We start from the raw sequence: 26,894 nt of genomic DNA, 5'->3' as shown, positions 1-26,894 counted from the left end.
CTGGAGATGGGAATCGGGGAGAACAACGAAGCTGCGAGTTTCTTTGTCAGCTGCATACCTGGGGCTTCCTTTGTGCTGAATGGCCAGAAGGTACGATCGACGCACTGTCGGGCCGCGGTTCCGACGCGGCCCGACAGTGCTGCCTGCTCCCGGAATCAGCTTCCGGAAGATGCTCTCAGGAGCCGGCAGTGCCCCTGAACAGCGTGAAGCTCAGCCCGACAGCGGATCAGTCGTTCGCTCCGGCCTCGTACGCCTGGACGCCGACCCAGGAGACACCGGCGCCGCCGACGAAGCCGGCGCCGAAGGCGACCAGACCGGGGGTGGCCTGGACGGGGGCCATGGCGACGACCTCGCCGTGGGACCCGTCGGTCAGGTGCTCCGGCGTGATGGCGGCAACGCTCTCAATGATTCTGCTCATTGGATTCCCTCTCGTTGTGATCGGACGGCTCAGCCGAAGACGCGGCCGGCGACGTACGCCCCGGCCACGACGGTGACGCCGGCGGCGGCGCCGCCGACGTACCAGCAGGTCGCCACGGCGGCCGCGGGAGTCGCCAGGACGGGCTCCTGGGTGTCCTCCTTGTAGCCCTGCTCCAGAACACCCAGCTTCTGGTCGTTCATGAACTCGGCGATGGTCGCCACGCTTCGCTCCTCATTGCGGTTTCGTGCCGAAGGGCAGGGATCTGAGGAATTGAATTAATCCGCAACGAAAAGCCGCAGATTCGCACGGAGCTCGGACATGGAATTCCATTTCCGCTGTGCACGCTGCGGCATATCGCCCCCGCTAATCAGCACTGGTTAAATGCCGGACTTTGCGGGAGCCATAGTAGGACCGGTCGCCCTCGCCCGATCAAGGCTTAACCGATGTGGTGCACATCACACTGTAAACGGAGGGTGTCCGGGGCCTCATTCTTCCGCTCCCCGACATTTCCCCGTGGCGCGAATGAAAGATCGATGAGCAGGCCACTCAAAACTGCTAAACCGCTGGTGGCGCGGTGGTAATGAGCGATCTGGAACTATCAATTCCGGAAGGTTGGTGGCCGGAACCCCGGGATGTTTTCCATGAAAATCCAGGATCGGGATACTGCGTGCTGGCCGTAATCGGTCATCGCCCCGGAGATCAGTTATTTCGGAACGAGGGCGATGACGGGACCACCGGCCCGGCCCCCGCCGCCCGCGCCGCGCCCCGCCGCCGGACCGGCCGTCGGCAGCGGCCGCCGGGTGGCGTGCGCGGGCCCGGGGATAGGCTGGCCGGATGAGTGATGGTGCGCCGTCGTGGGAAGCGTTGGCCGGGCAGGTAGCCGAGCTTTCTCGGCGCCTCACCGAACTTGAGGAGCGAGTACAGGGCGGCACGCGCGAGCCACTGGCCGATGACGCGACGACCGACACCTACTGGGCGCTGCCGAAACTCCGGGAGCGGTTGCAGGCCGTGGCCCGCGGGGGAGTGCTCTTCACCGGGTCCGTGGTCGGACTGGACGGCGAACTCGTCGAGTGGGAGCGGTCCGAGGCCACGGAGTCGGTGCTGAACTCCGACTGGTCCGAGGCGGCCGAGGCGCTGGGCGCCCTCGGACATCCCGTGCGGCTGCGGCTGATCCAGGCGCTCGCCGAGGGGCGGACCGCGGTCACCGAGCTGATGGAGCTGGAGGGACTCGGCACGACCGGCCAGATCTACCACCATCTGCGTCAACTCGTCTCCGCCGGCTGGCTGGAGACGACAGGGCGCGGGCGCTATCAGATCCCACCGACCCGGCTCGTCCCCCTGCTGGTCGTGGTCACCGGCGCGCGCCGCTGACGGAGGGCCCCTGCGGAAAGCCGCGCGCGGCCCGTCCCGAACGGCTCCGGAGACACCACGACGCCGGACGCCTCCCATGAGCGGGACGCGTCCGGCGTACGAAGGAACAACCCCGACCCGCACTCAGCCGGCCGGCGACGCCACCTTCTCGCGCGGCTGGGCAGGTTCGGCCGCCACCGGCTCCCGCTCCGAGTCCGCGTCGGCCACCGGCTCCGGCTCCGGCTCCTGGACCGGGTGACGCAGCGCCAGCACCGCCGCCACCGGGGCGACCAGGGCCACCGTGCCGCACACCAGCCAGGTCAGCTTGAGGCCGATCACCAGCGACAGACCGCCGAACAGCGCGATGGAGATCGGGCCCACCCCGATACTGGCCAGCGTCAGGGTGGCCAGCGCCGACCCCATCCGGCCCTTGGGAGCCGACTGCTGATAGACCGTCACAATCGCCGGCCCGTTCAGACCCGTCATCAGCCCCACCGCCGCACCCGTCACGGCGAGCGTCAGCACCGACGGCATGAGAGCCATCAGCAGGATGCCCACGGCGATCCCGGCGCCGCTCACCACGAAGCGCACCACCAGCGGGATGCGGTGCGCGAGGAAAGCGCCCAGCGCACTGGAGACCAGGGCGCCCGTACTGAAGGCCGCGATGATCACGCCGATGGCGTGCACGCCCCAGCCGTTCTCCTCGACGAGCAGCGGCAGGGCCACGTCGATCGGCCAGCCGAACGCCATGTCCAGGCAGAGCGCGACGACAAAGGTCCAGCGCAGCCTGGGGTGCGACACCAGCAGCCGCAGCCCGTCGCCCGACGACTTCACCAGACTCCGGCCGCCGGGCGTGCGCTCCGGCGGCTCCATGCCCTTCGTGACGACGAAGAGGGTGCCCAGCGAGATCGCGCAGGTGACGGTCGCCACCAGCAGCGCCCGCCACAACTCACCCGACGCGATCATCCAGGCGCCGAGCGGTGAACCGATGATCGGGGCGATCCGGGTGACCATGGCGTACAGGGAGTTGGCGCGCGGCAGCTGGTCATGGGTGGCCAGATGCGGGATCACCGAGCCCGCCGACGGACTCGCCAGCCCGAACAGCAGCCCGTCCAGCAGGCTGATGACGACGAGCGGCGCGAGCGTCTGGGAGGAGGCGACGACCACGGTCCCGACCGCCAGAAGCAGCAGCCGGGCACTGTTCGTCCGCAGCAGCACGTGCCGGGGGCCGAACCGGTCGGCGACCGCCCCGCCGAAGATCAGCATCAGGGCCCGGGGGATCGTCGCGGCGAGCATCAGCGTGGTGACCGCTCCCGCGCCCCCCAGCTGGATCGCCGTCCAGCCCATGGCGATCAGCAGGATGAAGTCGCCGCCCATCGAGGCGCCCTGCCCGGCCACCAGGGCGTTGATCCTCTTCCACTGGATCGGCGGCTCGCCACCGGTGCCGGATGCCTCTGATACGTCCGTCGTAGCCATGGGTCTGTCCTTCGGGAGATCGGATGGGGATCAGCGGGATCCAGCGGGGGCCGGGGAGTCCGGACGACGATCAGTCGGCATGTGGCGCACCGGCCGTCGCCCGGCCGCCGCTGACGCCCGGCCAGGGGCCGGGCAGCGGCAGCCGTACGGTGCCCGAGCCCCCGCGCAGCGCGTCCTCCACCGCCCGGACCGTCGCCAGCCGCTCACTCGCGGCGGGGATCCGCCCCAGCCGCGCGGGCGCGTCCGAGGTGATCTCCAGATGACCGCCGAGATAGCCGCGGCCGTGGGCCGCGAGCACCAGGCCCGCGGCGCGGATCGCCGTGGCCCGGTGTCCGGGCCCGGCGGTCAGCCCCGGGACGTCGGAGGGGGTGAAGGAGACCCGCACCGAGTACGCGGCGGGCTCCCGCGCCGGTTCGAGCGGGCAGACCGCGCCCCGCCGTGTCTCGGCGGCCGGCCGGCGGGCGGCGACCGCGCGTGCGGCGGTGCCACGCGCCGTACGGGACGGCGGGCGTACGGACCGGTGGGCGTTCATCGTGAGCACTCCCCTCGCGGCCACGGCTCTGCGAGCGACCGCTGGAATTCGAACGGTAGGGAACGGGACTCCTGGCCGGCGGCGCTTGACGGGGCAGGCGGGCGGAAGTTTCCCGGTTCGGGACCGGGCGCGCGCCCGCCCCAGTCGAACAGCCGCACCCCGCGCACCTCGTCGTCGAGAACGGCCAGTGTCGCGACGAACCCCGGGGGCGCGGACAGGTCGCGCAGCTGCCACCGGTGGCCGGCCATGGCGCCGGTGCCGTGCACCGTGCCGGGCGTGAGCACGTTCAGCCGCAGCCCGTCGAGCAGCCGCCCGCCGCTCGCCTTCACACACGCCTCCTTGCGCGACAGCAGCCGGTGGTAGGCGACGCGCGCCGCGTGCGGGGTCTTCTGCGCGGCGACGCTCGCGGCCTCGTCCAGCGGCAGGAAGCGGGCCGCCAGCGCGACGGCCGGGGTCTGTTCGTCGACGCGTTCGATGTCCACACCGACCGGCGCCGACAGACAGACCGCCAGCAGCGCGTGCTCCGCCGAGCGGCTCAGACTCCACTGCCAGTGGCTCAGCGCGCCGTCGAACTCCGGCTTTCCGTGTCTGCCCGCCGACCAGTGGACCTCGCAGCCCGCAATCCGCAGATAGCCGCCGAGGATCGTCCTGAGGGCGCCGTGCGTCAGGACGTACCGCTCGGCCGACCGCCGGTCCCGGATACGCGCCGCCCGGTCCCGTTCCCGGACGTCGAGCAGCGAGGCGACCGGCCCGAGCGCGTGCCGCGCGCCGTCCAGCCCGATGCGCCACACATCGGCGCCCGGCGGCGGACCCGGAACGGCCGGCTGCGGCGGGTGGACGGACCCGCAGGCGGGGCAGGCCGGCGGGGCGCCGCGCGCCTTCGCCCCGTCCGCCGTCCGTACGGGGGTGGTTCCGGCGCCGGCCGGCACCCGCACGGCCGTGGTGGTGACCGGCGCCGCGCTGCCGGCCGTGGCGGCGCGGCGCCGCCCCGGCTCAGGCGGCCGGCCGGACATCGTCGAGCCTGCCGTTCAGATGCCCCTGGGCGAGGGTCAGCCGCTGGACGTTGCCGGTGCCCTCCATGAACTCGAAGGCCCGCGCGTCCCGCGCCCACTTGTCCAGCAGCGGATGCTCCCAGCGGGCACCGGGTCCGAACATCCGCAGCGCAAGCAGGGTGGACTCCTCCGCCAGCGCGGTGGCCCTGATCTTGGCCGCCGACGCGAGCGTCCCGTCGCTCGGATCGTGGTCGGCGGACTCGGCCGCCGCCATCACCATGGCCCGGGTGCCGGCCAGCCTGCCCGCCAGATCGGCCAGCAGATCCCGGTCCCCGCCGCCGAGTCGGCGGCGGCCGGCGACGACGTAGTCGTGGGCGCCCTGCGCGACACCGAGGGCGAAGGACGCCACGACCGGGCGGTAGCGGTTGAACGTACGGACGGCCGCCCACATGCCGCCCCGTGTCGCCGGGCGGTGGCGTCCCAGCACGTCCGCGTCCGCCACCGGCACGTCGCGCATCCACAGCTCGCTGAGCTGGAGACCGCGCAGCCCGAGCGTCTCCAGGGGAATCCCGGTGAAGCCCGGCCGGTCCGTGTCCAGCAGGACGGCGACCACACCCAGCGGACCGGGGTGGCGGCGGGCGAACACCACACCGACACCGGCGCGCGCGCCGTTGCCGACGAACCGTTTGGTGCCGTTCAGCAGCAGCCCCTCCCGCCCGTCGCCGGCCGGCCGCAGCGCCGTGCCCATACTGGCCGGGTCCGAGCCGTGCGCCGGCTCCGTCATACCGAAGAACGTCCACGTCGGGCTGTCGGCCAGCCGCCGGTAGTAGCGGTCCCGCTGCTCCTCGTCGGCGATGTCGTTCACGACGAAGCCGGACATCGACGGACCGGGCAGGGCCAGCACCGCCGCCGCGTCCACACGTGCCAGCTCCTCCATGACGACCACCTGCTCCACGCAGCGGTCCACATAGGCCGGGCGACCGCCGACCCGCAGTGGATCCGGGTTGTAGGCGGCGGGCATCCCGGTCAGCCGCAGCCAGCGCGGGTCGGTGCCGAGGAGGGCGGGGCCGAGCGACGGGTCCGCGTCGAGTCCGAGCGCGGTGGGCCGCAGCAGCGCGGCGTGTTCGCGGGCGAGCCCGCGCAGGCCGGTGAGGAATCCGGGGTCGGTGGTCATGGCAGCTCCAGGTCGGTCGGTGCCGCCGGCGCGTAGGTGTCGGCGAGGAGTTCGGAGGCCCGTACCTCGCTGCCCGGTCCGTCGGCCAGGAAGCCCGCCGCGCCGAACAGGTGCAGACATGTCCGGCCCGTCTCGTCCAGGCTCCGGTGCACCCTGCGCAGGGTGTGCGGCCCGGGGGCGGTCCCGAGCAGCGCGCGGCACTCGGCGGTCCCGGCGACGGCGTCGGCCAGCATCGCCCGTACCAGCGGCAGGTTGAGGGTGACGGTCCGCTGGACCGTACGGCCGCCCAGATGCGCGGTGACCCGGTCCACCAGGCGCTCGGCCAGCCCCAGCCGGAGCCAGGCGAGGCCGGTCGCCCAGCCGTCCGGGGCACCGGCGGGCGGGCCCGAGCCGTCGATCCGCAGGGCGGTCAGCTCCCGCCCGTCCACGGCGGTCCGGCCCAGTACGCGCTCGCCGGTCCCGGCACCGCGCGGGCTCGGCCCGCGGAGCGTCTGGTACCGGTCGCACGCCGCCTCTGTCTCACGGGGCACGAACACATGGCCGCCGGGACCCGCCGGCAGGACGCCGGGACTGGTCGCGTCGTGCAGCAGGACCAGCGCGGCCACCGGTCCTTCGCGGTACGCCGCCGCACGGTGGCGCTCCGGCCCGCCCGGCGGCGCGGCGGTGACCGGGCCGCCCGCGGGTGGACGTGTCGTGGTGACGGTCATGGCACCAGTTCCTTCCGTCTCGGTGCCACCCGCGCCGGGGCGCGTCCGGCGGGCAGCGTGAGCAACAGACCGCAGTGGTAGGGGAGTACGGGGTCGCGGTCGGCGAGCAGGACCCGCCCGCCGGGACGGCCGTCCGCCCGTGCCAGGAGTCCGGCCAGCGCCAGCCAGACACCGGCGCACGGATGGCCGGGCTCCGCCCGCGCCAGGACCGTGTCCCGGAGCGGGCCGGTCAGGCCGGCGCCGGCGACGACGCCGTCGGCGGCCGGGGCGTACGGTGCGCCGGGGCCGTCCGCGGCCCTCCCGCGGTCGACCGTGACGACCGGACGCTCCAGCGGTATCGCACCGTCCGGCCCCAGCAGCAGGGCCACCGCCACATCGCGCGCGGGCCGCACCGCCCGGTCGTCCGGCGGCAGCGTGCTCTGCTCCATCACCAGGACGAGCGCCCGGCGCGAACTCCCGTCGGCCAGCCGGTCGTAGGCGACGCGCAGCGCGGTGAACGGGCCGGCGACCCCCTGCTCGGAGATGCCGAGCAGCATCGGGTCACCGGGCATCAGATCGGACAGCAGACAGCTGGGGAAGCTCTGGTGCCGGCAGTCGGGGCTTCCGTCGACGGTGATGACGAGGTCGACGTCCGCGAGGTCGGCGGCCAGCTCCCGGGCGACCACCCGTGCCATGTCGTGGTAGCTGACGGCGGTGCCGTCCTCCAGCCAGGAGTAGTCCGGCAGCGCGCCGTACACCGACTCCACATGGTCCCGGTAGGCCCGGGTGTCATTGCCGCCGGAGTCGGCGGCGGTGAAAGCGAAGGGGACGACGCGTTCGATGGACGGTCCGGCCGCGCGGTCGCGCGCGGCCGGACTCCTCCGCGTCCCCGGGGGCGGGGTGAGCGGCACGGGTCACCGGCTCTCGGCGATGTAGCCGGCCAGGGCGCCGACGCTCTCCAGGTGGCTCTGCTCCAGGCTCTCGGGGTCGACCTCGATGTCGAGGGCGTCCTCCAGCGCCATCAGCAGACCCAGCACGCTGGTGGAGTCGAGGCTCAGGTCGTCGAAGAGACGGGTCTCCTCGGTGACATCGGTCAGTTCCTTGCGGAGCACCTCGGAGAGGGCGACGACGATGGCGTCGATGATCTGACTGCGGTCGGTGTCCTGGGCGACGGTGGTCATGGTGGTTCCTGCCTTCTTGTGGGATGTGGATGGGTGTGCGGACGGACATGAGGCCGTGGGAGGCCCGGACGCGCGGGACGCGCCCGGCCCCGCCTCAGCCGAAGTCGTGCAGGATCTGCGGCGCGAGCATGCTCTCGGCGTCGTCGCGCGTGTGGATCAGCCGGGCCTCGCCCCGGTGGACCAGCACCTCGGCCGGGTAGCCGTGGCTGAGGAAGTGCACCGGCGAAGCGGTCGGCCCGTACGCTCCCGAGCGCTCGACGCCCACGAGGTCGCCGGGGCGCAGGTCGGCGGGCAGCTCGACGGCCTTGCCGATGGTGTCGTTGGGCGTGCAGAGCGGCCCGGTCACGTTCCACGCCGCCTGCTCCGCGGCGCCCGCCCGGTTCAGCAGCCGCATCGGGAAGTTGCGCTTGACGAACGAGCCGATCCCGACGGCCGCCATGTGGTGGTTCGTCCCGCCGTCGGCCACGGCGAACCGTTCGCCCATGGACTCCTTCACATACCGCACCTCGACCGCGTACAGCCCGCTGTGGCCGACGAGGAAACGCCCCAGCTCCATGACGAGACGGGTCTCGGGGTGCCGCGCGGCGAAGGACTCGAACACCGGGTTGAGCCGCTGCGCCAGGACCGGCACGTCGAGGTCGCGCTCCTTGGGGAAGTACGCCACGCCCAGGCCGCCGCCGACGTCGACCACCTCCAGCGGCACCCCCAGCCGCGCGGAGAGGCTCTCGGCGAGTTCCAGGATCCGGGCGGAGTTCTGGGCGATGACGTCCTCGTCGAGGAAGCGGGTGCCCATGTACGCCTGGAAGCCGACGAGCCGCACGGAGGGATGCCGGGCCGCCAGATCGGGGGCGGCGGTCAGTGCCTCCTCGTCGATGCCGAACTGGCGCGGCTTGCCGCCCATCGTCAGCCCGCCGCCCTTGACGGCGAAGCTCGGATTGACCCGCAGCACCACCCGGGCGACACCGCCGAGCCCGGCGGCCACCTCGTCGATCATCGCCAGCTCGCCGAAGGACTCGCAGATGACGGTGATGTCCTCCTTGAGGCACGCGGTGATCTCGTCACGGCTCTTGCCGGGGCCGAGGAACATGATCTGCTCGGCCGGCACGCCGGCCCGCTGCGCGGTGACCAGTTCGGTCAGCGACGAGACCTCGGCGCTCGCGCCCAGCGAGCGCAGCAGCGCGCACACGCTGACGTTGGGGTTGGCCTTGAGCGAGTAGAACATCTCCACCGAGGGGTGCAGCAGATCGCGCAGACCGTTGTACTGACGGGCGATCACATCGCCGTCGTACACGTACAGCGGGGTCCCGAACCGCTCGGCCAGCTCGGTGATGGGCAGGCCCTGGACGGTGTGGGTACCGCGCGTCCCGGGGGTGTTCGCACCGGATTCAGACATGGGTGAGGCTCTCCTTCCGCACGCGCAGCGCGACGGCGTCGTCGAGTTCGGCCAGTTCGGCCTCGGAGTGGGCGATCAGCAGTCCGTACAGCCGGCCGCCGTAGGTGTCCGGCGCGGTCCCGTCGGCCCCGGCCGGCGCGGCGGCGTTCACCGTCGCGAAGTTGTTGACGAGCAGACCGCGGCCGGACGCGGTGCCGAAGAGCAGGTCGCCGAGCCGCTCCCGGAGTTCGCCGAACGGCATCTCACCGGTCAGCGACACCGGGTACTGGCGCGCGAGCGCGACGGTCCCCGGGCTCATGAACCGCTCCTGGAGGGCGGTCTGGTAGGTCGACATGTTGTTGCGGGCGTTGATCTCCAGCACCGGCAGCAGACCGCCGTCGCCCGTGACGATCGCGTCCACCCCCACGACACCGTGGAACCCGTCGGCGGCGAGCCGCGCGCCGAGCAGCTCCGCGCACCGCTCGATCTCGGCCCGGTGCGCGTCGGAGATACGGGCGGGGATGCGGTGGCCCTTGTGCACCCCGTTCTCGGTGATCGCCTCCTTCACGAAATCGAAACGGACCGATCCGTTGCGGTAGACCGTGAAGTGGTAGTTGAGGTCGACGGCCTTGTCCGCCCACTCCTCGATCACCACGGCGAGGCGCGGGTCACCGGTACGCCGGGCGACCCGGCCGACCATCCGGACGAGCTGGTCGAGCCTGCGCTCGTCCTCCACCACCATGATTCCCTTGCCGGAGACACCGAAGGCGTCCTTCACCCCCACCCGGCGTCCGGCGGCCAGCGACTCCCGCGCCTCCTCGGCCGCCGCCGTGAACTCCTCGACCGACTCGCACTCCCAGCCCCTGGCCTGGGGGAGCCCCAGCTCGTCGGCGACCCGGCGGCTGTAGATCTTGCTGTTGACGGACTTGACCAGTGCGGCACCCGGCAACGCCGGTGCCAGACCGGTCAGTTCACACAGCTCCTCCTCCAGTACGGACATGCCGTGCGGCAGCAGGTGCGCGCCGCGTTCGGCCAGCCGGGCGAGCGCGCCGGCCAGTACCGGGGAGCGCAGCGCGTCCACACTGACGCTGTGGGCGGGGTCGTGCGCGTCGGTGACCAGGATCTCCGGCAGCTCCAGGCCCAGCTCCTCCAGATAGGCGAGGTAGCCGGGGTCCGGCGCCGACTTCAGTACGACGCTGTCGCCGGGGCCGGCGAGCAGCAGCGCGAACTCGTCCATGCGGTTGACGATCACCGCCGAGGCGCTGCCCCCGACCGACGGGAGCCCGACCTCGTCCACGGCCCACTCGTCCTCCACCTCGAAATTGCCGAGCAGGACGAACGGGGTCCGCGGGTCGCCGGTGCAGGCGTGTTTCACACCGTCGAGGAAGTTCTGGCGGGGGGACGGTGGCATGGGCTTCTTCCTTCTCACGGTGTCGGACGGGTCGGGTGGAGCGGACGGACGGGGCGGTGCGGGCACGGCCGGTTCCGGGGTCAGTGGCGCAGGACGGCGGCCGAGAAGGTCGCCCCGAGACCGACCGCGGCCATGAGATAGAGGTCTCCCGGCCGCAGCAGGCCCGCCGCGCGGGCGTGCGTGTAGTTGATGAAGGGGTCGGCCGTGAAGCAGTGGCCGGTCACCGGGATGTTGTCCAGGAAGACCCGGTCGAGCGGGATGCCCAGGAGCTTGCAGGTCCACTGCCACGACAGCCGGTTGACGTTGTGCGGCAGGACCAGCGCCAGGTCGTCGAGACCGACGCCGGCGTCCTCGGCGGCCTCGCCCATCACGGCGGCCAGCGTGGCGTTGTGCTCCTTGAGGAACCTCGGGTCCAGCGGGTACGGCGGGAACTCCTCGCTGTACAGGCCGCGGGTGCGGGTCGCGAAGCCGAGCAGCCGGTCGCCGTCCCCGTCCGCGGAGACCAGACAGGCCGCCGTCCCCTCACCCATGACGGTGCTCTCCGGAATGATCTGGAGAGTGCGGCTGAACGCCTTCTCCCCGGCGAGCACCAGTGCCAGGGCGTCGGGGTCCCCGTCGGCGGCGAGCAGCCGTCCGGCGAGGTCCACCGCGAACAGCCCCGTCGCGCAGCCGTGCTGAGTGAGCGTGAAGGCGGTGGCCCGGGTCAGACCCAGTTCGGCGCACAGCTCCTCGACGGTGTTCTCGCTGGCCGGGGTGACGGTGGAGACCGTACGCGGATGGATCACGTAGCGGACCCGGTGCTCGTTGCCCCGCAGCTCGGTCAGCGACTCCACGGCCGCCGTCAGCGTGGCCCGCAGATCCCGGCCGGGGGCGCGCAGGACGGTCCGCAGACCGTAGAACCTGCGGAAGGTCCACATGAGGCTCGCGTCCGCCCCGACGTCCGCGCCGATGTCGGCGATCGGGACGTTCTGTTCGGGCAGATGGCTCGCGACGTCCAGCAGGGCGGTCATGCCCGTCCTCCGATCCGGTCGGCGCCGACGCCCGCCGTGGTGGCGGTGTCCGCGGGGGGCGGCCCGGCCGTGCCGGTGCCGTACGAGGGGGACCCGTCCGCCGCGGGCGACCGGTCCGGCCACCAGAGGTCCTCGGGGCCGAGCGCGTCGGCCGTGTACTTGCCCAGCGCGCTGATCAGAAGCCTGCTCTCCAGGGCCAGCGCCTCCACCAGCCGTACGAGCCCGTCGTCCGGGTCCTCGTCGACCGCGACGAGTGCCGCGCGGCCCAGCCCCGCCGCCGTGGCGCCCAGCGCCAGACCGCGCACCACCCGGCCGCCCTCCCACATCCGTCCGCTCACCAGCAGACAGCCGCCGGGGCGTCCCACGCGCCGCAGGCACTCGGCCAGCGGCAGTCCGACCTGGTCGAGGAAGACGCGCGGCGCCCAGCCGGTGCCGCCCTCGGCGCCGTCGACGGTCACCGCGTCGGCGCCCGCCCGCCACGCGGTCGACGCCGCGTTCGCGATGTCCCGGCCCGGAGGGAACTTCGCCCACACCCGGGCCCGCGGGAAGTTGTTGCGCATGAAGCGCAGCTGCTGGCGCACGATCTCCTCGGTGTACGTCCCGGGGCTCGCGAGCCGCAGCCGGCTGCCGGGGCCGAGGGTGTCGCGCACCGCGAAGCGCTTGCCGAGGCGTTCGGCGTCCGCCTCGTCCACCACGGTCATGCCGCCGAGGCCCGGCTTGGCGCCCTGACCGATCTTCAGCTCGAAGGCGAGCCGTCCCGACTCCAGCAGCGGCTGTGTCTCCGGGGCGCTGTAGAGGAGGTTCCAGACCTCCGAGTCGGCGTCCTCGGTGCTCTGCTGCACCACCACGCCGCCCGAGTCCCCGGGGCACTCGTCGAGATACGCCCGGATCCGCGCCGTGATCGCGGACGGCGCCGCCCGGCCGGCCCCGGTGCGGTAGCCGTGCACCGGGACCATGTTCTCCCCGATCACCATCGGGATGCCGAGCCGCCCGGCCTGGCGGCTCGCCGCGATCCCGAGATCACCGCTGCCGGCGCGGGTGGAGCCGAAGGCGGAGAGGTAGAGCGGCAGCGCCGAGTCGAATCCGCCGACGACGGTCCGCAGGCTGACGTCGTCGTCCAGTGGCTCGCGGCCCAGCTCGATCAGCTTCTCCAGCCGCCGGGGGACGAAGACCGGCGGCACGATCCGCGCCCGGTCCAGTTCGTCGGCGTGGCCCTGCCCGGTCCCGGTCCCGGAGCCCGCGCCCGCGCCGAACAGCTCGGCTCCGTACGCCGCCACCGGCGGGAACACCTCACGGGTGCCGTACCGCGCGCGGGCCCGTATCGCCGCCACCGGGAGCCCGTCCGCCGTCAGGGGAGTGCGCGCTGTCGTCATGGTGCGATCACCCCCGGCAGCTTCGGATAGGCGCTGACCTGCCAGAGCGCGTCGAGCCCGGTCAGGAAGCGGACCAGCCGCTGCACCCCCATGCCGAATCCGGCGCTCGCCGGGATGCCCTCCCGGGCCATGGCCAGGTACCACTCGTACTTGGCGGGGTTCTCGCCGCTCTCCCGCATCCGGGTCACGACGGTGGCGTAGTCGGACTCGCGCTCGCTGCCGCTCACCAGCTCGCCGAAGCCCCCGTGCGCGATCAGGTCGAAGTTGCGCAGGACACCGGGGCGGTCCGGGTCCTCGCGGTCGTAGAAGCCCCGCGAACCCTTCGGGTAGTCGGTGATGAAGAACGGCCGGTCGGCCTCGCGCGACAGCGCCTCCTCACCGGTCCAGTCGATCTCGGCGTCGGCGCTCTGCGCGTGCCCGTGGCCGCGCAGCCGGCCGACCGCCTCCGCGTGGGTGCAGGCGTCGAACTTGCCCGTGAGGAGTTCGGCGAACGCCAGCGGGTCACGGCCCAGGCCGGAGAGGACCCCGGGCACCGTCTCCCACACCCGTGCGGTGACATGGCGGAGCAGTCCGGCGGCGATCTCCATGACGTCGGCGCGCGACGCCCCGGCCATCTCGACGTCGATCTGGTGGAATTCGACCAGGTGGCGTCCGGTGTGCCGGGTCTCCGGCGGCTCCACGCGGAGGTTCGGCGCGATGTAGAACAGCTTCGGAAAGCCGCGCAGCGACGCCTGCTTGTAGAGGATCGCGCTCGTCATGAGCTTGTACGGCTCGCCGTAGTAGTCGACGTCCAGCGCCTTGGCGCCGCGCCCGCCGGGGTCGGTGACCGGGCCGACGAGCGGCGGAAGCAGCTCGACGAAGCCGCGCGAGCGCAGGAACTCCCGCGCCGCGTACAGCGCTTCCTGCTGGACGAGCATCGCGGCCCCGAGCGACGGCGAGCGCAGGTGCTCGCCCAGAGGGGCGGGCCGCGCGTCCGTGGCCGTGGTTCCGACGTCTTCCGTGGGGGGCATCAGCTCTCCTGATCTCATGGGTGGTCGAACCTCCTTGCGACACCGTGCAGGGCGGACATCAGCTGGTCCGAGGTCATGGCGGCCCGCGCTCCGGGACCGGGATCCGGCCGGATCGGCATCGAGCCCACCGACGACCAGCGCAGCAGCCCGTCCGGGTCGACGAAGCTGCGTGACCGGCCGGCGTTGTCCGGGTGCAGACAGAACGGGACGTCCAGGTGGCCGCGCTCGAAGGCGGTGGTCAGCGCCCGCCCGAGGTCGTCACCGAGGTCCAGCACCGCCGTGACGAACGCCCGTGCCTCGGCGTGGATCCCGCTCTCCGGCCGGGGAGTCCCGGCGGGCGGTACGGCGGCCTCGGCCGCCGCGAGCGCCGCGGCCTCCAGCGACCGGACGTTCTCCTCGACGGTCGGGATCCGGTGCGCCTCGGCCGCGGTCTTGACGATCAGGCGCCGCGCCCCGGAGCGGACCGCGAGCCGCGCGGACTCCGCCAGCAGCCGCCCGGCCCCCTGCTCCGTGACCGGGAAGACGCCCATGTACGTGTAGAGGACGATGTGCCAGTCGGTCCCGGCCGGCAGGAACTCCGCGGCCAGCCGGCGCAGCGCGAGTACCGCCTCCTCGTCCTGCGCCGGGTGCGCCTGCTGGGCGTAGCTCATGGAGACGCTGCCGATCCCGTGCCGGGTGAAGAACACCGCTTCGAGCAGGCTGATCGCGACCAGCAGACTCGGCGGGCAGAGCTGGCCGAGCATGCAGCCGCCGAAGCTCTCCAGATGAGGCGCGGGCACGGTCGCGGCCAGCAGTTCGCAGGCCCGTGCCCAGTTGCCGACCGAGTCCCGCAGCGGGGTGCGGCCGTAGGGCAGGCAGTACGAGACGGGGCCGCCCTCGGTGGCGTCGATCCCCGCGCCGGCCAGTGCCCGGATGATGTGGTGCGGCCGTGAGGAGCCGTGGCGCACCTGGACCGGGAAGGACGCGTCCCGTATCCCTTCCAGCAGCGCGCGGGTGGTCTCCCGCGAGTGGCTGACGATCGGGTAGCCGTTGAGTCCGGCCCCCTCGTCCAGCGCCCTGCGGGCCGCCGCGTGGTCGCCCAGGCGGGTGTAGCTGTCGATGGTCAGGGTGCCGACGGTGGTGGCAGCGGCGGACTTGGTCCGCTCCAGGCCCTGACGCATCCGGGGGAGGTCGCCGAAGCCCATCCGGGGCTGGACCACCAGCCTGCCCGCCGCGGCCGATTCGGCCACGAACCGGCCGAAGGGAGAGGGGAGCGAGGGTGCGCGGGTGGCGGTCGGGGCCGCGGCCCCCGTCACGCCGTCACCCGGTTGCGGCGGGTGATGTCCCGCTCCTGGCCGGCCAGCAGGGCCAGGAACTCCCGGAAGGCGGCCACGTTCCCGTCGTCGAAGACGGCGGTGAATCCCGCGTCGAGCAGCCGGAGCGCGGCGTCCGTGTCGGGGGTGCCGGTCACGCCGAGCTTGCCGCCGATGACGACCGGCAGTCCGGCGAGGGAGGGCTCCCGGCGCAGCCGGGTGATGGCGCCGAGGCCGTCGCGGTAGCCGTGGCCGTTGACACTGCTCATGACGACCAGGTCCGGGCGGGAGGCCAGGCACTCCTCGACCAGCAGGTCGTCCGGCACGCAGGGGCCGAGCCCGGTCACCCGATGTCCCAGCTCCTCGATCAGGAGCTGAAGGAAGACCAGATTCCAGTTGTGCGAATCGGATCGGGTACTGGTCACCAGGACCGTGAGCTCGCACTGCGACAGCACCATGGCAGCTCTCCGAGAAGATGTATGGGTCTCTGCTCCGGCGGACACTTTCTTGAACCGGCGCCATTCCTTGTACCGCACCAGAAATATAGAAGTCCGAGACGGGTGCGAACGGAAGTTGATGCGGCAGTACGGCGGGCAGTCGGAAATTCAGGACGGCCGGCTCCGGGCCTGGAAAACAAAAGGGCGGCCCGCCGTGCACAGAGGCACGGCGGGCCGCCGAATTCACGCGGACATCAGGTGTACTGAGCCACCAGGCTTTTCGGCCGGATGTCCGTCCAGTTCTTCTCGATGTATGCCAGAGACTCCTGGCGGCTGCTCTCACCTTGGGCGATGTCCCAGCCGGCGGGCACGTCGGCGAATACCGGCCACAGGGAGTGCTGCCCCTCGTCATTCACCAGAACGAGGAAGGTGGCGTTGTCGTCGTCGAAAGGATTGGTCATCTCAGTTCCTTGTCTCGTTGAGGCCGAGGTCAATGACCTGCGGATCCGACAGTCGTTGCCGAAGAATTCGGCCGATATGTGCGAGCGGTTCTGGTTCGGTCATGCGCAGATGGGTCGAATTGATGTCGTGCCGCTGAGTCTCGCCCTCGGTGTAGGGGTCCCACAGCGCGGCCGACGGCGAATCGGGACCCCGCCCTCCGGCAGCGGTGAAGAACAGCGGATCACCGGTGAACACACCCGGCCGGTAGGCCCGCATCAGGGCGGCGTGGTTGACGGCGGCTCCCACCAGCGCCGCGACCTCCGCCTCGGCGAAGCCCGCGAGCACCGGGTCCCGGCGCCGCAGCACCGCCACGACGGCCGCCGTGTCGAACCGGTCGAAGAAGGAGTCCGGCAGCGGGTCCGGGCGCCCGGCCTCCTCGGCCGCCGGACCCACCAGCATCTCCACGGTCTCCCGGTCCGTCGCCGGATCCGCGGCCTGCTCCGGCGGCACCGGGTAGGCGTCCATCAGCGCGAGCAGCTCCACCTCCTCGCCGGCCGCCTGGAGCCGGGTCGCGACGGCGTGCGCGACGACACCGCCGAAGGACCAGCCGAGCAGCCGGTACGGCCCCCAGGGCTGGACCCGCCGGATCTGCTCCAGATAGTCCTCGGCCATCTCCTCCACGCTCGACGCCCGGTAGTCCGGCCGCGTCAGCGCCCTCGTCTGGAGCGCGTACACCGGCTGGGAGTCGCCCAGATGCCTGGTGAGCCCGGCGTACGCCCAGCCCATGCCCGCTCCCGGATGGACACAGAACAGCGGTCGCCCGCCGCCCTCCGCGCGCAGCGGCAGCAGCACCCCCAGGGCGTCGCTCTCGGTCTCGTCGCCGAGCAGCCCCGCCACGGTGGGGGAGCGGAACAGGTCCCGTACGGAACGTTCCACGCCCAGCACCGACCGGACGCGGCTCATCAGCCGTACCGCCAGCAGCGAATGCCCGCCCAGATCGAAGAAGTTGTCGTCGATCCCGACACCCGTCACCCCCAGCAGCTCCGCGAACAGCCCGCACAGCACCTCCTCGCGGGGGTTGCGCGGCCCGCGCCCGGACCCGGCGCCGTCACGGACCGGGGCCGGCAGCGCGGCCCGGTCGAGCTTCCCGTTCGTGGTGAGCGGCAGCGAGTCGAGGACCACGACGGCCGAGGGCACCAGATACTCCGGCAGCGTCTCGGCCAGCCACGACCGCAGCGCCGCCTCGTCCACCGGCGAGGAACGGGGCACCACATAGGCGACCAGCCGTCTGTCGCCGGGGCGGTCCTCACGGACCACGACGGCGGCGCGGCCCACGGACGGGTGCCGGGCCACCGCGGCCTCGGCCTCGCCGGGCTCGATACGGAAGCCGCGGATCTTGACCTGGTCGTCGGCCCGGCCGGCGAACCGCAGCTGCCCGCCGGTCGTCCAGCTCACCAGATCGCCCGTGCGGTACAGGCGTTCACCGGCCGCGCCGAACGGGTCGGCCACGAACCGCTCCGCCGTCAGGGCGGGGCGCCCCAGATAGCCGCGCGCCAGATGGGAGCCGCCGAGGTACAGCTCACCCGTGCCGCCGCGCGGCACCGGACGGAGCCGGTGATCCAGCACATAGGCGCGGGTGTCGTCCATCGGCCGGCCCAGATGGACCAGGTCGAGCTCCCGCCGGTCGAGTCCGAAGCGCTGGTGGTGGGTGCCGAACGTGGCCTCCGTCGGCCCGTAGGAGTGCACCAGCACCGTGTCGGGGCAGTGGGTGAGGACACGCCGCACGGCGTCCGGTGACAGGACGTCGCCGCCCGTCCACACCTCGCGCAGCAGCCCGAGCGTGTCCAGGGCCTCGTCGGCCAGCAGATGGAACAGGCCGACGGTGAAGTACGCGGCGCTCACCCCGTGCCGTTCCACGGTGCGCCTCAGCGCGGGGAGGTCGGTGCCGTCGCCGGTCCCGATGACGAGCCGTGTCCCGGCCAGCAGCGGGACCCAGATCTCGTACGTCGAGGCGTCGAACCCGAAGGCCGAGTGGACGAGCATCCTGCGGTGGTTCTCCCGGTCCCAGCACCGGTCCGCCGCGAGCCGGGCGACATTGCGGTGGGTGACGCCCACGGCCTTGGGGCGGCCGGTGGAGCCGGAGGTGAACATCACGTACATCAGGGCCTGCTGGCCGGTCGGTACGGCGGGTGAGGTGTCGGGCGTGCCGGCCGGGGCCGGGCCGTCGGCGCGCAGCACCACCGTCCCGGCGGCGCGTTCGGCTTCGGCGACTTGGCCCTCCGCCCGGTCCGCGTCGGTCAGCAGCACCGCCGCTCCCGAGTCCTCCATGATCACGCGGACCCGCGCGGCCGACAGGGCGCCGCCGACCGGTACGTACGCGGCCCCCGCCTTCAGCACCGCCAGGGTGGCGACGATCAGCTCCGGACCGTGGTCCATCAGGACACCGACGGTGCCCTGCGGCGCGGTCCCGGCCGCGATGAGCCGGTGGGCCAGGACATTGGCCCGGCGGTCGAGTTCCGCGTAGGTCAGGTCGCCCGCGTCGTGGCTGACGGCGATCCGGTCGGGGGAGCGCCGGGCCCGTGCCTCGAACAGCTCGTGGACCGTGTCCCGCGGGTGCGGGCCGGTGGTGGCGGTGTCGTTGTACTCGGTCAGGAGCATCCGGCAGTCGTCGGCGGTGAGCAGGTCGATGTCGTCGACCGGGCGCCCGGGGTCGGCCGTGACCGCCCGCAGCAGCCGGCTCAGCCGTGTGGCGAGCAGGGCCGCCGTCGGCGCGTCGAACAGATCCGTGGCGTACTCCAGGTATCCGTACAGCCCCCGCCGGGCGCCGTCCGCGCCGTGCCGTTCGGTCAGGGAGAGCGTCAGGTCGAACTTCGCGAGTCCGGTGTCGAACGCGACCTCCGTGAAGCCCGGCGCGGCAGAGCCGTCGGCCGGCGGCGCGGCGTTCTGGAGCAGCAGCATGATCTGGATGAGCGGGTGGTGGGCGGTGGAGCGGGCCGGGTTGAGGTGTTCCACCAGCTGTTCGAAGGGGAGGTCCTGGTGGGCGTAGGCGGCGAGGTCGGCGTCGCGTACCCGGGTGAGGAGGTCGGTGAAGGCCGGGTTGCCCGACACGTCGGTGCGCAGGACCAGGGTGTTGACGAAGAACCCGACGAGGTCGTCCAGCGCCTCGTCGCCCCGCCCGGCGACGACGGTGCCGACGGGGATGTCGGTCCCCGCGCCGAGCCGGGACAGTGTCAGCGCCAGCGCCGCCTGGAGGACCATGAAGAGCGTCGTCCCGTTCTCGGCGGCGAGCCGGGCCAGTGCCTCGTGCTCCGGCGCGTCCAGCGTGACCGGCACCGAGCCGCCCCGGTGCGTGGCGACCGCGGGCCGGGGCCGGTCGGCCGGGAGTTCCAGGACCGGCGGGGCGCCGTCCAGTGCGTCGCTCCAGTACGCCAGAAGACGCTCCCGGGGCCCTTCCGGACCTCCGGTGTCCGTCGTCTCGCCCATCATCTCGGCCTGCCAGAGCGCGTAGTCGGCGTACTGCACCGGCAATGGCCGCCACTCGGGGGCCCGCTGGGCGAGCCGTGCGCCGTACGCGGTCCAGAGGTCCGCCATCAGCGGGCCCATCGACCAGCCGTCGCCCGCGATGTGGTGCAGGACGATCACCAGGAACCGCCCGGCGTCGTCGTCGTCCGTCCCGTCGTCCCCGCCGGACTCCACCAGGGCCGCCCGCAGGGGCAGTTCGGCACTCAGGTCGAACACGTGCCCGGCGGCGGCGTCGACGGTGGCCGCCAGCTCCGTACGGGGCACACGGAGCACCCGCAGCTCGGGCCGGGCGTCCGCCAGGATCCGCTGGTACGGCTCCCCGTCCACCGCGCCGTAGACCGTCCGCAGCACCTCGTGCCGCGCCCCGACGTCCGCCAGCGCCGCGGCGAACGCGGTGGCGTCCAGCGGTTCGTCCAGCCGGAGCACGACCGGGATGTTGTACGCCTGGCCCGGCCCGTCGAGTTCGTTGATGAACCAGAGCCTGCGCTGCGCGAACGACAGCGGGATCCGCTCCGGCCGCGCCCGCGGCGCCAGCGGGGCCCGGACCGGCTCCCCGGCGGTCGCCTCGACGCGCTCCGCCAGGCCGGCCACCGTCGGCGCCCGGAACAGATCCCGGATCGCCACCTCCACGCCCAGCGCCGCCCGCACCCGGTTGATGAGCCGGGTCGCCAGCAGCGAGTGCCCGCCGAGGTCGAAGAAGCTCTCGTCCACGCCGACCCGGCCGAGACCGAGCACCTCGGCGAAGAGTCCGCACAGGATCTCCTCCCGGAGCGTGCGCGGCGCGCGCCCCGGCGCGCTCTGCCGGGGCTCCGGCGCGGGCAGCGCCCGCCGGTCGAGTTTCCCGTTGACCGTCATCGGCAGGGCGTCGAGCGCCACCACGGCCGAGGGCACCAGATAGCCGGGCAGGCTCCGTGCCGTCGCGGCGCGCAGCGCCGCCTCGTCCACGCTCAGGCCCGGCCGGGGCACCACATAGGCGACCAGCCGCTTCCCGCCCGGCGCGTCGTCGCGCACGACCACGGCGACCCGCCCCACGGACGGGTCCCGGGCGAGGACCGCCTCGACCTCGGCGGGTTCGATACGGAAGCCGCGGATCTTGACCTGGTTGTCGGCCCGGCCGACGAACCGCAGCTCACCCTCGGCCGTCCACGCCACCAGGTCCCCGGTGCGGTACATCCGGCCGCCGTCGGCTCCGAACGGGTCGGGTACGAACCGGTCCGCCGTCAGCTCCGGGCGGCCGACGTATCCGCGGGCCACATGGTCACCGGCGATGTACAGCTCGCCGCTGGTACCCAGCGGCACCGGGTGCAGCCTGCGGTCGAGGACATGGGCGCGGGTGTGGTCCAGCGGACGGCCCAGGGACAGGGTATCCGGCAGGCCCCCGGAGCGGACGTACCGGTGCAGGTGCGAGGCGAACGTCGTCTCCGTCGGACCGTACACATGGGTCACCGCCGTGTCCGGGCAGTGTTCGAGCACCGTGCGCACCGCCGCCGCCGACACCACGTCGCCACCGGTCCCCACCTCGCGCAGCAGCCCGAGCGTGTCCAGCGCCTCTTCGGCCATCAGATGGAACAGCCCGACCGTGAGGAACGTCGCGGTGACCCCGTGCCGCTCGATCGCCCGGCTCAGGGACCGCACGTCCGCGCCGTCCCCGCCTGTCGTCACCAGCGTGCCGCCGGCCAGCAGCGGCACCCAGATCTCGTACGTCGACGCGTCGAAACCGTACGGCGAGTGCACCAGCACCCGGCGCTGGACCTCGTGGTCCCAGAACCGGTCCACCGCGAGCCGGGCGACATTGCGGTGCGTCACCCCGACGCCCTTGGGGCGGCCGGTGGAGCCGGAGGTGAACATCACGTACATCAGGGCCTGTTGGCCGCACGGTACGGCGGGCGAGGTGTCGGGGGTGCCGGCCGGGGCCGGGGCGTCGGCGCGCAGGACCACCGTCCCCGCGGCCCGCTCCGCGACCGCGACCTCGCTGTCCGCCGTGGTCGGGCCGACGAGCAGCAGCCGCGCCCCCACCTCCGCCATGACGAGCCGGACGCGGTCGGCGGGCGAGCGCCCGTCGACCGGCACATAGGCGGCGCCGGTCTTCAGCACCGCGAGCAGGGCGACGATCAGGTCGGGGCCGTGGTCCATGAGGACCGCGACGGTGCCCTGGGGCTCGGCCCCGGCGGCGATCAGACGGTGCGCGAGGAGATTGGCCCGGCGGTCGAGCTCCGCGTACGTCGTCTCGCCGCCGTCGTCGGCGAGCGCGACGGCGTCGGGGGTACGCCGGACCTGGGCCTCGAACAGCTCGTGCACCGGGCCGGACGGGAGCGGGACGCCCTCGGTGTCGTTGTACTCCGTGACGAGCAGGCGGTGTTCGTCCGCGGTGAGCAGATCGATGTCACCGACCGGACGGCCCGGATCGGCGGCCACCGCCCCCAGCAGGTGTGTGAGACGCGTGGACAGCAGCGCCGCCGTCCGGGGCTCGAACAGATCCGTGGCGTACTCCACGAATCCCTCCAGGCCACGGGGCGTGCCGTCGTCGTCGCGCTTCTCGGTCACCGTCAGCGTCAGGTCGAACTTCGTCAGTCCCGTGTCGAACGCGACGTCCGCGCCGGCCAGCGGGGAGCGTGTCCGCTCCGCGTCCGCCGGCGCCGTCCCGGTCGCCCCCGCGCCGTTCTGGAGCAGCAACATGACCTGGACCAGGGGGTGGTGGGCGGTGGAACGGTCCGGGTTGAGGTGTTCCACCAGCTGTTCGAAGGGGAGGTCCTGGTGGGCGTAGGCGGCGAGGTCGGTGTCGCGTACGCGGGCCACCAGGTCGGTGAAGGCCGGGTTGCCCGACACGTCGGTGCGCAGGACCAGGGTGTTGACGAAGAACCCGACGAGATCGTCCAGCGCCTCGTCCTCGCGGCCCGCGACGACGGTGCCGACCGGAATGTCGGTCCCCGCGCCCAGCCGGGACAGCGCCAGCGCCAGTGCCGCCTGGAGGACCATGAAGAGCGTCGAGCCCTGCGCGGCGGCGAGCCGGGCCAGCCTCTGGTGGGTGGGACCGTCCACGGTGAACGGCACCACGTCGCCCCCGTGCGTGGCGACCGCCGGCCGGGGCCGGTCGGCGGGCAGGTCGAGAACGGGCGGCAGCCCCTCCAACGCCCCCGACCAGAAACCCAGTTGGCGGGCGAGCGGGCTCCCGGCGTCCGCCGCGTCACCCACCGTCTCGCGCTGCCAGAGCGCGTAGTCGGCGTACTGGACCGGCAACGGCCGCCACTCGGGCGCCTGTTGGGTCAGCCGCGCGGTGTAGGCGGCCGACAGGTCCGCGAGCAGCGGCTCCATCGACCAGCCGTCGCCCGCGATGTGGTGCACCAGCACCACCAGCACCTGCGCGCCCGAGTCGTCCAGCTCCAGCAGCGACGCCCGGAAGGGCGGTTCGCCGCTCAGGTCGAACACGTACCCCACCGCGTCACCGATCGAGGCCGCCAGCCGCTCGTCGGTGGTGTGCACCACCTCCAGTGACGGCCGGACCCCGGTCAGGATCCGCTGGTACGGCTCGCCGTCCACCGCGCCGTACACCGTGCGGAGCACCTCGTGGCGCTCGGCGACATCGGCCAGCGCGTCCGCGAGGACGTCCGCGTCCAGCGGTTCGTCCAGCCGGAGCACGACCGGGATGTTGTACGAACGGCTCGGCCCGTCCAGCTCGTTGACGAACCAGAGCCTGCGCTGCGCGAACGACAGCGGAATCCGCTCCGGCCGCTCGGCCGGCGCCGGTGCGGGGCGCGTCCCGACCCCGGCCAGTTCGTCCAGCCGCCGGTCGAGTCCGGCCGGGGTGGGGGCCAGGAACAGATCGCGGATGCCGAGATCGGCACCGAGCACCGACCGCACGCGGTTCACCAGGCGCACACCGAGCAGCGAATGCCCGCCCAGATCGAAGAAGTTGTCGTCGGTCCCCGCCGACGGAAGACCCAGCACCTCGGCGAAGAGCCCGCACAGGATCTCCTCGCGGGGCGAACGTCCCCCGCGCGAGGTGCCCCCCGACGCCGCCGCGAACCCGGCGTCCCCGCCCCGCTCCGCCGCCAGCCGGTCACGCCGTTCGCGCTGTTCGGCCAGGGCGCGGTGTTCGGCGTCGGTGAGGGCGACGGCGGCGCTGACGCGGGTCGCCGGGTCGGCGGCCACGGCGTCCAGCGCGCGGGTGAGGAGGCCGAGCAGCAGGGTCGCGGTCGGTGCGTCGAACAGGTCGGTGGCGTACTGGAACCACACCTCGATCCCGGCCGCGTCGCCCGCGCCGTCCACCGTTTCGACACACGACACGCTCAGATCGAACTTCGCCGTCTCCAGCCCCGCCGGCTCGATGGTGCCCGGGACGTCGCCCAGCGGGACACCGGGATCGGCGTCGTTCTGGAGGGTGAGCATGGTCTGGAAGAAGGGGTGGTGGGAGAGGGAGCGGGCCGGGTTGAGGTGCTCGACGAGCAGGTCGAACGGCAGGTCGTCATGGGCGTAGGCGGCGAGATCCGACTCCCGTACCCGGTCGAGGAGTTCGGTGAAGGCGGGGTCGCCCGACACGTCGGTGCGCAGCACCAGCGTGTTGACGAAGAACCCGACCAGATCGTGCAGCGCCTCGTCGGGGCGCCCCGCCACCGGGGTGCCGATCGCGATGTCGTCGCCCGCGCCCGCGCCCGACAGGGCCGCCGCCAGCGCCGCCCGCAGCACCATGAACAGACTCGCCCCGTGCTCGGAGGCCAGCTCCCGCAGCCGCAGATGCGTGTCGGCGCCCAGCCGGACGGTCACGGTCTCGCCCCGGTACGACGGCTCCGCCGGGCGCGGCCGGTCGGCCGGCAGATCGAGCACCGCCGGAAGACCGGCGAGCGCCGTCCGCCAGAAGTCGATCTGACGGGCCATCACGCTTGCCGGGTCGTCCGCTTCGCCGAGCATGTCGTGCTGCCAGAGCGTGTAGTCGGCGTACTGCACCGGCAGTTGTTCCCACGCCGGGGCCGCGCCCGCCGACCGGGCCGCGTACGCCGTCGTCAGGTCCCGCAGCAGCGGGCCCATCGACCAGCCGTCCGTCGCCACGTGATGGAGCAGCACTACCAGGACCGACTCGTCCGGGCCCGTCACGAACAGCCGTACCCGCACGGGGACATCGGCGGGCACGTCGAACGACTCCCCGGTGAACGCCGCCACCGCCGCCTCACCCGTACCCGGCGCGCACTCGACGACGGCGAAGGCGCCCTCCGCACGGTCGAGCACCCACTGATACGGCTCGCCGTCCACGGCCGGGAACACCGTCCGCAGCACCTCGTGCCGCTCGATCACGTCCGCGACGGCCGCCGCCAGCGCCTCGGCCCGCGGCACGCCGGCCAGCCGCAGCACCAGCGGCACGTTGTACGTGGCCGAAGGGCCTTCGAGCCGGTTGAGGAACCACAGACGCCGCTGCGCGAAGGACAGCGGAACCCGGTCTTCGGCGGGAGGATGCTCATGCCCGGGCGGTGCCGGATCCGCCGGGCGGGCCTGCTGCTCCCGGGACGGCCGCATCGCCCGCAGCATCGCCCGGTCGATCTTGCCGGTGCTGGTTCTCGGCAGCGACTCGATCAGACTGATCACACCCGGTACGGCCGGCGGCGGCAGCTGTTCCGCGAGCGCCTCGCGTATCCCGGCCGGCGTCGGACCACCGTCCGCGACGACATACGCCACCAGCCGCTTCGTACCGTCCGGCGACTCCTGAGCCACCACAGCGGCGGCTCGGACGTCCGGCTGACCCAGCAGCACCGACTCCACGGCCGCGGGGTCGATCCGATGCCCGCTGATCTTGACCTCGTCGTCCACCCGCGACACATGGACGAGCCGGCCGTCGGAGCCGAGGCGCACCACATCGCCCGTACGGTAGGCCGGCCTGCCGTCGAGGCGGGTGAAGCGACGGGCCGTCAGCTCCGGCCGGTCCAGATAGCCACGGGCCAAACCGCCGCCCAGCAGCCACAGTTCACCGTCGACCAGGGCCGCCGCGACACCCGGCAGCGGAAGCCCGATGGGCACCCCGTCGGACTCCGAGGCACCGTCCGCGGGCCCCTCGGTCAGGTCGGCCACGGTGGCGACGACGGTCGCCTCGGTCGGTCCGTACGTGTTGAGCAGCCGTACCCGCGAGCCCACCGCGCGCCGCCAGCGCGCCACCCGCTCGGGAAGCGCCGCCTCACCGCCGATGATCACCGTACGCAGCGCTGCGGGCAGCTCCGCCACACCGGCGGCCACGGCGTACGCCAGCTCGTGCCAGTAGGCCGTCGGCAGATCGAGAACCGTCACACCGTGCGCGACGCAGCCCGCCAGCATTCCGCGCACGTCAAGCATGTCGTCCGTGCGCAGCACGAGCGTGCCGCCCGCGCACAGCGTCACGAAGATCTCCTCGACACTGGCGTCGAAGTGCAGCGGCGCGAACTGGAGGACCCTGTCCCGCGCGCCGAAGCCGTACCGCTCCGTGGCGCCCGCCACGAAGTGCGCCAGTGCCTCCTGGCCGACGAGCACCCCGTTGGGCGTCCCGGTCGACCCGGAGGTGTAGATCACGTACGCGGTCCCCGCGCCCGCGGTGGACCCCGGCAGCACCGCGTCGCCCCCGGCGCGCACCGTGTCCGGGTGCGGCGGCTCCCCGTCGCACGCGTCGGCCAGGATCGCCGAGTTGCGCGCCAGGGGCGCGTCCGGGTCAAGCGGCAGATAGGCCGCCCCGGAGCGAAGCGCCGCCAGGACGCTCACGATCGCCTCGACACCGCGCGGCCTGCACACCGCGACCAGCCGCCCGGGACCGGCACCCGCCGCCCGGAACAGCCCGGCGCGCACCGCCACCGCTTCGGCCAACTCGGCGTAACTCAACCGGACATCGCCGTGCACCAGAGCCGTCCGCCGCGGATCGGCCGCCGTCCGAAGATCGATCAGCTCCAGCACCGGCACCGCCGGTGCGGCCAGCGGCCCGCCGTCCAGGAGCACGGACGGCTCCGGACCCCGGTTCGGTTCGGCGTCGGTGGTGGGCACCGCGAGGTCGGTTGACCGCATCGGACTTCCTCCTTACGGGGGCGTTGGTCGGACGGACCGGCACGGAGCCGGGACGACGGCCACCGGGAACGCCCGGTCCAGGGCCCGCCGCCCTTCTGGCAGAAGGCTAGGTACGGCCGGGACCGGCGATCGGCAGTAGCTGAGGCAGATTGGGAGGAACGAGCACTGCCGTCGGCGTCGCGCCGGGTCCGGTCGAAAGCGCCCTCCGC

At 73.0% G+C, this 26,894-nt stretch carries 19 protein-coding genes; 1 reads left to right on the top strand and 18 read right to left on the bottom strand.

Annotated features, from left to right (window positions below; all coding sequences use genetic code 11):
* Positions 1-226: 226 nt before the first annotated feature.
* Positions 227-418, bottom strand: a complete 192-nt coding sequence (locus ACZ61E_RS22230) for a hypothetical protein (protein WP_383835403.1) — start codon at positions 416-418, stop codon at positions 227-229.
* A 29-nt stretch (positions 419-447) separates the two neighbouring features.
* On the bottom strand, positions 448-639 hold the full coding sequence (locus ACZ61E_RS22225) for a hypothetical protein (protein WP_242574632.1): 192 nt from the start codon (positions 637-639) through the stop codon (positions 448-450).
* A 613-nt stretch (positions 640-1,252) separates the two neighbouring features.
* Here ACZ61E_RS22225 and ACZ61E_RS22220 point away from each other — a divergent pair.
* Complete coding sequence (locus ACZ61E_RS22220; RefSeq protein ID WP_469701571.1) at positions 1,253-1,789, top strand: ArsR/SmtB family transcription factor; 537 nt, start codon at positions 1,253-1,255, stop codon at positions 1,787-1,789.
* 123 nt (positions 1,790-1,912) lie between these two features.
* On the opposite strand, the gene ACZ61E_RS22215 is transcribed toward ACZ61E_RS22220, so the two are convergent.
* From ACZ61E_RS22215 to ACZ61E_RS22140, 16 genes are all read right to left on the bottom strand, one after another.
* The gene (locus ACZ61E_RS22215; protein ID WP_469701570.1) at positions 1,913-3,244 is read right to left on the bottom strand and encodes an MFS transporter; all 1,332 of its coding nucleotides are present in this window, start codon (positions 3,242-3,244) and stop codon (positions 1,913-1,915) included.
* 70 nt (positions 3,245-3,314) lie between these two features.
* Positions 3,315-3,776, bottom strand: a complete 462-nt coding sequence (locus tag ACZ61E_RS22210) for a hypothetical protein (protein ID WP_469701569.1) — start codon at positions 3,774-3,776, stop codon at positions 3,315-3,317.
* On the bottom strand, positions 3,773-4,789 hold the full coding sequence (locus tag ACZ61E_RS22205) for a 4'-phosphopantetheinyl transferase family protein (RefSeq protein ID WP_469701568.1): 1,017 nt from the start codon (positions 4,787-4,789) through the stop codon (positions 3,773-3,775). The genes ACZ61E_RS22210 and ACZ61E_RS22205 overlap by 4 nt, the downstream gene beginning before the upstream one ends.
* A complete protein-coding gene (locus ACZ61E_RS22200; protein ID WP_469701567.1) occupies positions 4,770-5,942 on the bottom strand; it encodes an acyl-CoA dehydrogenase family protein in 1,173 nt (390 codons plus the stop codon). The genes ACZ61E_RS22205 and ACZ61E_RS22200 overlap by 20 nt, the downstream gene beginning before the upstream one ends.
* Positions 5,939-6,649 carry a hypothetical protein gene (locus ACZ61E_RS22195; protein ID WP_469701566.1) on the bottom strand — a complete coding sequence of 237 codons (711 nt, stop codon included), beginning with the start codon at positions 6,647-6,649 and terminating at the stop codon, positions 5,939-5,941. Before ACZ61E_RS22195 ends, ACZ61E_RS22200 begins: the two co-directional genes overlap by 4 nt.
* On the bottom strand, positions 6,646-7,539 hold the full coding sequence (locus tag ACZ61E_RS22190; RefSeq protein WP_469701565.1) for a beta-ketoacyl-[acyl-carrier-protein] synthase family protein: 894 nt from the start codon (positions 7,537-7,539) through the stop codon (positions 6,646-6,648). The genes ACZ61E_RS22195 and ACZ61E_RS22190 overlap by 4 nt, the downstream gene beginning before the upstream one ends.
* Before the next feature lie 3 nt (positions 7,540-7,542).
* A complete protein-coding gene (locus ACZ61E_RS22185) occupies positions 7,543-7,809 on the bottom strand; it encodes an acyl carrier protein (RefSeq protein WP_469701564.1) in 267 nt (88 codons plus the stop codon).
* A 94-nt stretch (positions 7,810-7,903) separates the two neighbouring features.
* Positions 7,904-9,202 (bottom strand): alanine racemase, encoded by a 1,299-nt coding sequence (locus tag ACZ61E_RS22180; RefSeq protein ID WP_469701563.1) that lies wholly within the window; start codon positions 9,200-9,202, stop codon positions 7,904-7,906.
* Positions 9,195-10,592, bottom strand: coding sequence for a preATP grasp domain-containing protein (locus ACZ61E_RS22175; protein WP_469701562.1), 1,398 nt, complete (start codon positions 10,590-10,592; stop codon positions 9,195-9,197). The genes ACZ61E_RS22180 and ACZ61E_RS22175 overlap by 8 nt, the downstream gene beginning before the upstream one ends.
* Positions 10,593-10,672: 80 nt before the next feature.
* Positions 10,673-11,602: a 3-oxoacyl-[acyl-carrier-protein] synthase III C-terminal domain-containing protein gene (locus ACZ61E_RS22170; protein ID WP_469701561.1), complete on the bottom strand. Its 930-nt coding sequence runs from the start codon at positions 11,600-11,602 to the stop codon at positions 10,673-10,675.
* Entirely contained in the window at positions 11,599-12,975 is a 1,377-nt protein-coding gene (locus ACZ61E_RS22165) for a glutamate synthase-related protein (protein ID WP_469701560.1), read from the bottom strand. The genes ACZ61E_RS22170 and ACZ61E_RS22165 overlap by 4 nt, the downstream gene beginning before the upstream one ends.
* On the bottom strand, positions 12,972-13,985 hold the full coding sequence (locus ACZ61E_RS22160; protein ID WP_469701559.1) for an asparagine synthetase A: 1,014 nt from the start codon (positions 13,983-13,985) through the stop codon (positions 12,972-12,974). Before ACZ61E_RS22160 ends, ACZ61E_RS22165 begins: the two co-directional genes overlap by 4 nt.
* Before the next feature lie 14 nt (positions 13,986-13,999).
* A complete protein-coding gene (locus ACZ61E_RS22155) occupies positions 14,000-15,280 on the bottom strand; it encodes a methylaspartate mutase (RefSeq protein WP_469701558.1) in 1,281 nt (426 codons plus the stop codon).
* Complete coding sequence (locus tag ACZ61E_RS22150) at positions 15,277-15,735, bottom strand: cobalamin B12-binding domain-containing protein (RefSeq protein ID WP_469701557.1); 459 nt, start codon at positions 15,733-15,735, stop codon at positions 15,277-15,279. Before ACZ61E_RS22150 ends, ACZ61E_RS22155 begins: the two co-directional genes overlap by 4 nt.
* Positions 15,736-15,968: 233 nt before the next feature.
* Positions 15,969-16,175, bottom strand: coding sequence for an MbtH family protein (locus ACZ61E_RS22145; protein WP_469701556.1), 207 nt, complete (start codon positions 16,173-16,175; stop codon positions 15,969-15,971).
* Between the two features lies 1 nt (position 16,176).
* Entirely contained in the window at positions 16,177-26,685 is a 10,509-nt protein-coding gene (locus ACZ61E_RS22140) for an amino acid adenylation domain-containing protein (protein ID WP_469701555.1), read from the bottom strand.
* Positions 26,686-26,894: the final 209 nt, after the last annotated feature.

The sequence above is a fragment of the Streptomyces sp. NPDC104581 genome (genome assembly GCF_055583685.1).
Note: the sequence above shows the minus strand (reverse complement) of the source record. Positions and strands in the feature narration are given on the sequence as shown.

Excerpts from the sequence above, each read along its gene's own strand:
- ACZ61E_RS22230 (WP_383835403.1), bottom strand. The coding sequence starts at position 418 with ATGAGCAGAATCATTGAGAGCGTTGCCGCCATCACGCCGGAGCACCTG.
- ACZ61E_RS22220 (WP_469701571.1), top strand. The coding sequence starts at position 1,253 with ATGAGTGATGGTGCGCCGTCGTGGGAAGCGTTGGCCGGGCAGGTAGCC.
- ACZ61E_RS22215 (WP_469701570.1), bottom strand. The coding sequence starts at position 3,244 with ATGGCTACGACGGACGTATCAGAGGCATCCGGCACCGGTGGCGAGCCG.
- ACZ61E_RS22210 (WP_469701569.1), bottom strand. The coding sequence starts at position 3,776 with ATGAACGCCCACCGGTCCGTACGCCCGCCGTCCCGTACGGCGCGTGGC.
- ACZ61E_RS22205 (WP_469701568.1), bottom strand. The coding sequence starts at position 4,789 with ATGTCCGGCCGGCCGCCTGAGCCGGGGCGGCGCCGCGCCGCCACGGCC.
- ACZ61E_RS22200 (WP_469701567.1), bottom strand. The coding sequence starts at position 5,942 with ATGACCACCGACCCCGGATTCCTCACCGGCCTGCGCGGGCTCGCCCGC.
- ACZ61E_RS22195 (WP_469701566.1), bottom strand. The coding sequence starts at position 6,649 with ATGACCGTCACCACGACACGTCCACCCGCGGGCGGCCCGGTCACCGCC.
- ACZ61E_RS22185 (WP_469701564.1), bottom strand. The coding sequence starts at position 7,809 with ATGACCACCGTCGCCCAGGACACCGACCGCAGTCAGATCATCGACGCC.
- ACZ61E_RS22180 (WP_469701563.1), bottom strand. The coding sequence starts at position 9,202 with ATGTCTGAATCCGGTGCGAACACCCCCGGGACGCGCGGTACCCACACC.
- ACZ61E_RS22175 (WP_469701562.1), bottom strand. The coding sequence starts at position 10,592 with ATGCCACCGTCCCCCCGCCAGAACTTCCTCGACGGTGTGAAACACGCC.
- ACZ61E_RS22170 (WP_469701561.1), bottom strand. The coding sequence starts at position 11,602 with ATGACCGCCCTGCTGGACGTCGCGAGCCATCTGCCCGAACAGAACGTC.
- ACZ61E_RS22165 (WP_469701560.1), bottom strand. The coding sequence starts at position 12,975 with ATGACGACAGCGCGCACTCCCCTGACGGCGGACGGGCTCCCGGTGGCG.
- ACZ61E_RS22160 (WP_469701559.1), bottom strand. The coding sequence starts at position 13,985 with ATGCCCCCCACGGAAGACGTCGGAACCACGGCCACGGACGCGCGGCCC.
- ACZ61E_RS22150 (WP_469701557.1), bottom strand. The coding sequence starts at position 15,735 with ATGGTGCTGTCGCAGTGCGAGCTCACGGTCCTGGTGACCAGTACCCGA.
- ACZ61E_RS22145 (WP_469701556.1), bottom strand. The coding sequence starts at position 16,175 with ATGACCAATCCTTTCGACGACGACAACGCCACCTTCCTCGTTCTGGTG.
- ACZ61E_RS22140 (WP_469701555.1), bottom strand. The coding sequence starts at position 26,685 with ATGCGGTCAACCGACCTCGCGGTGCCCACCACCGACGCCGAACCGAAC.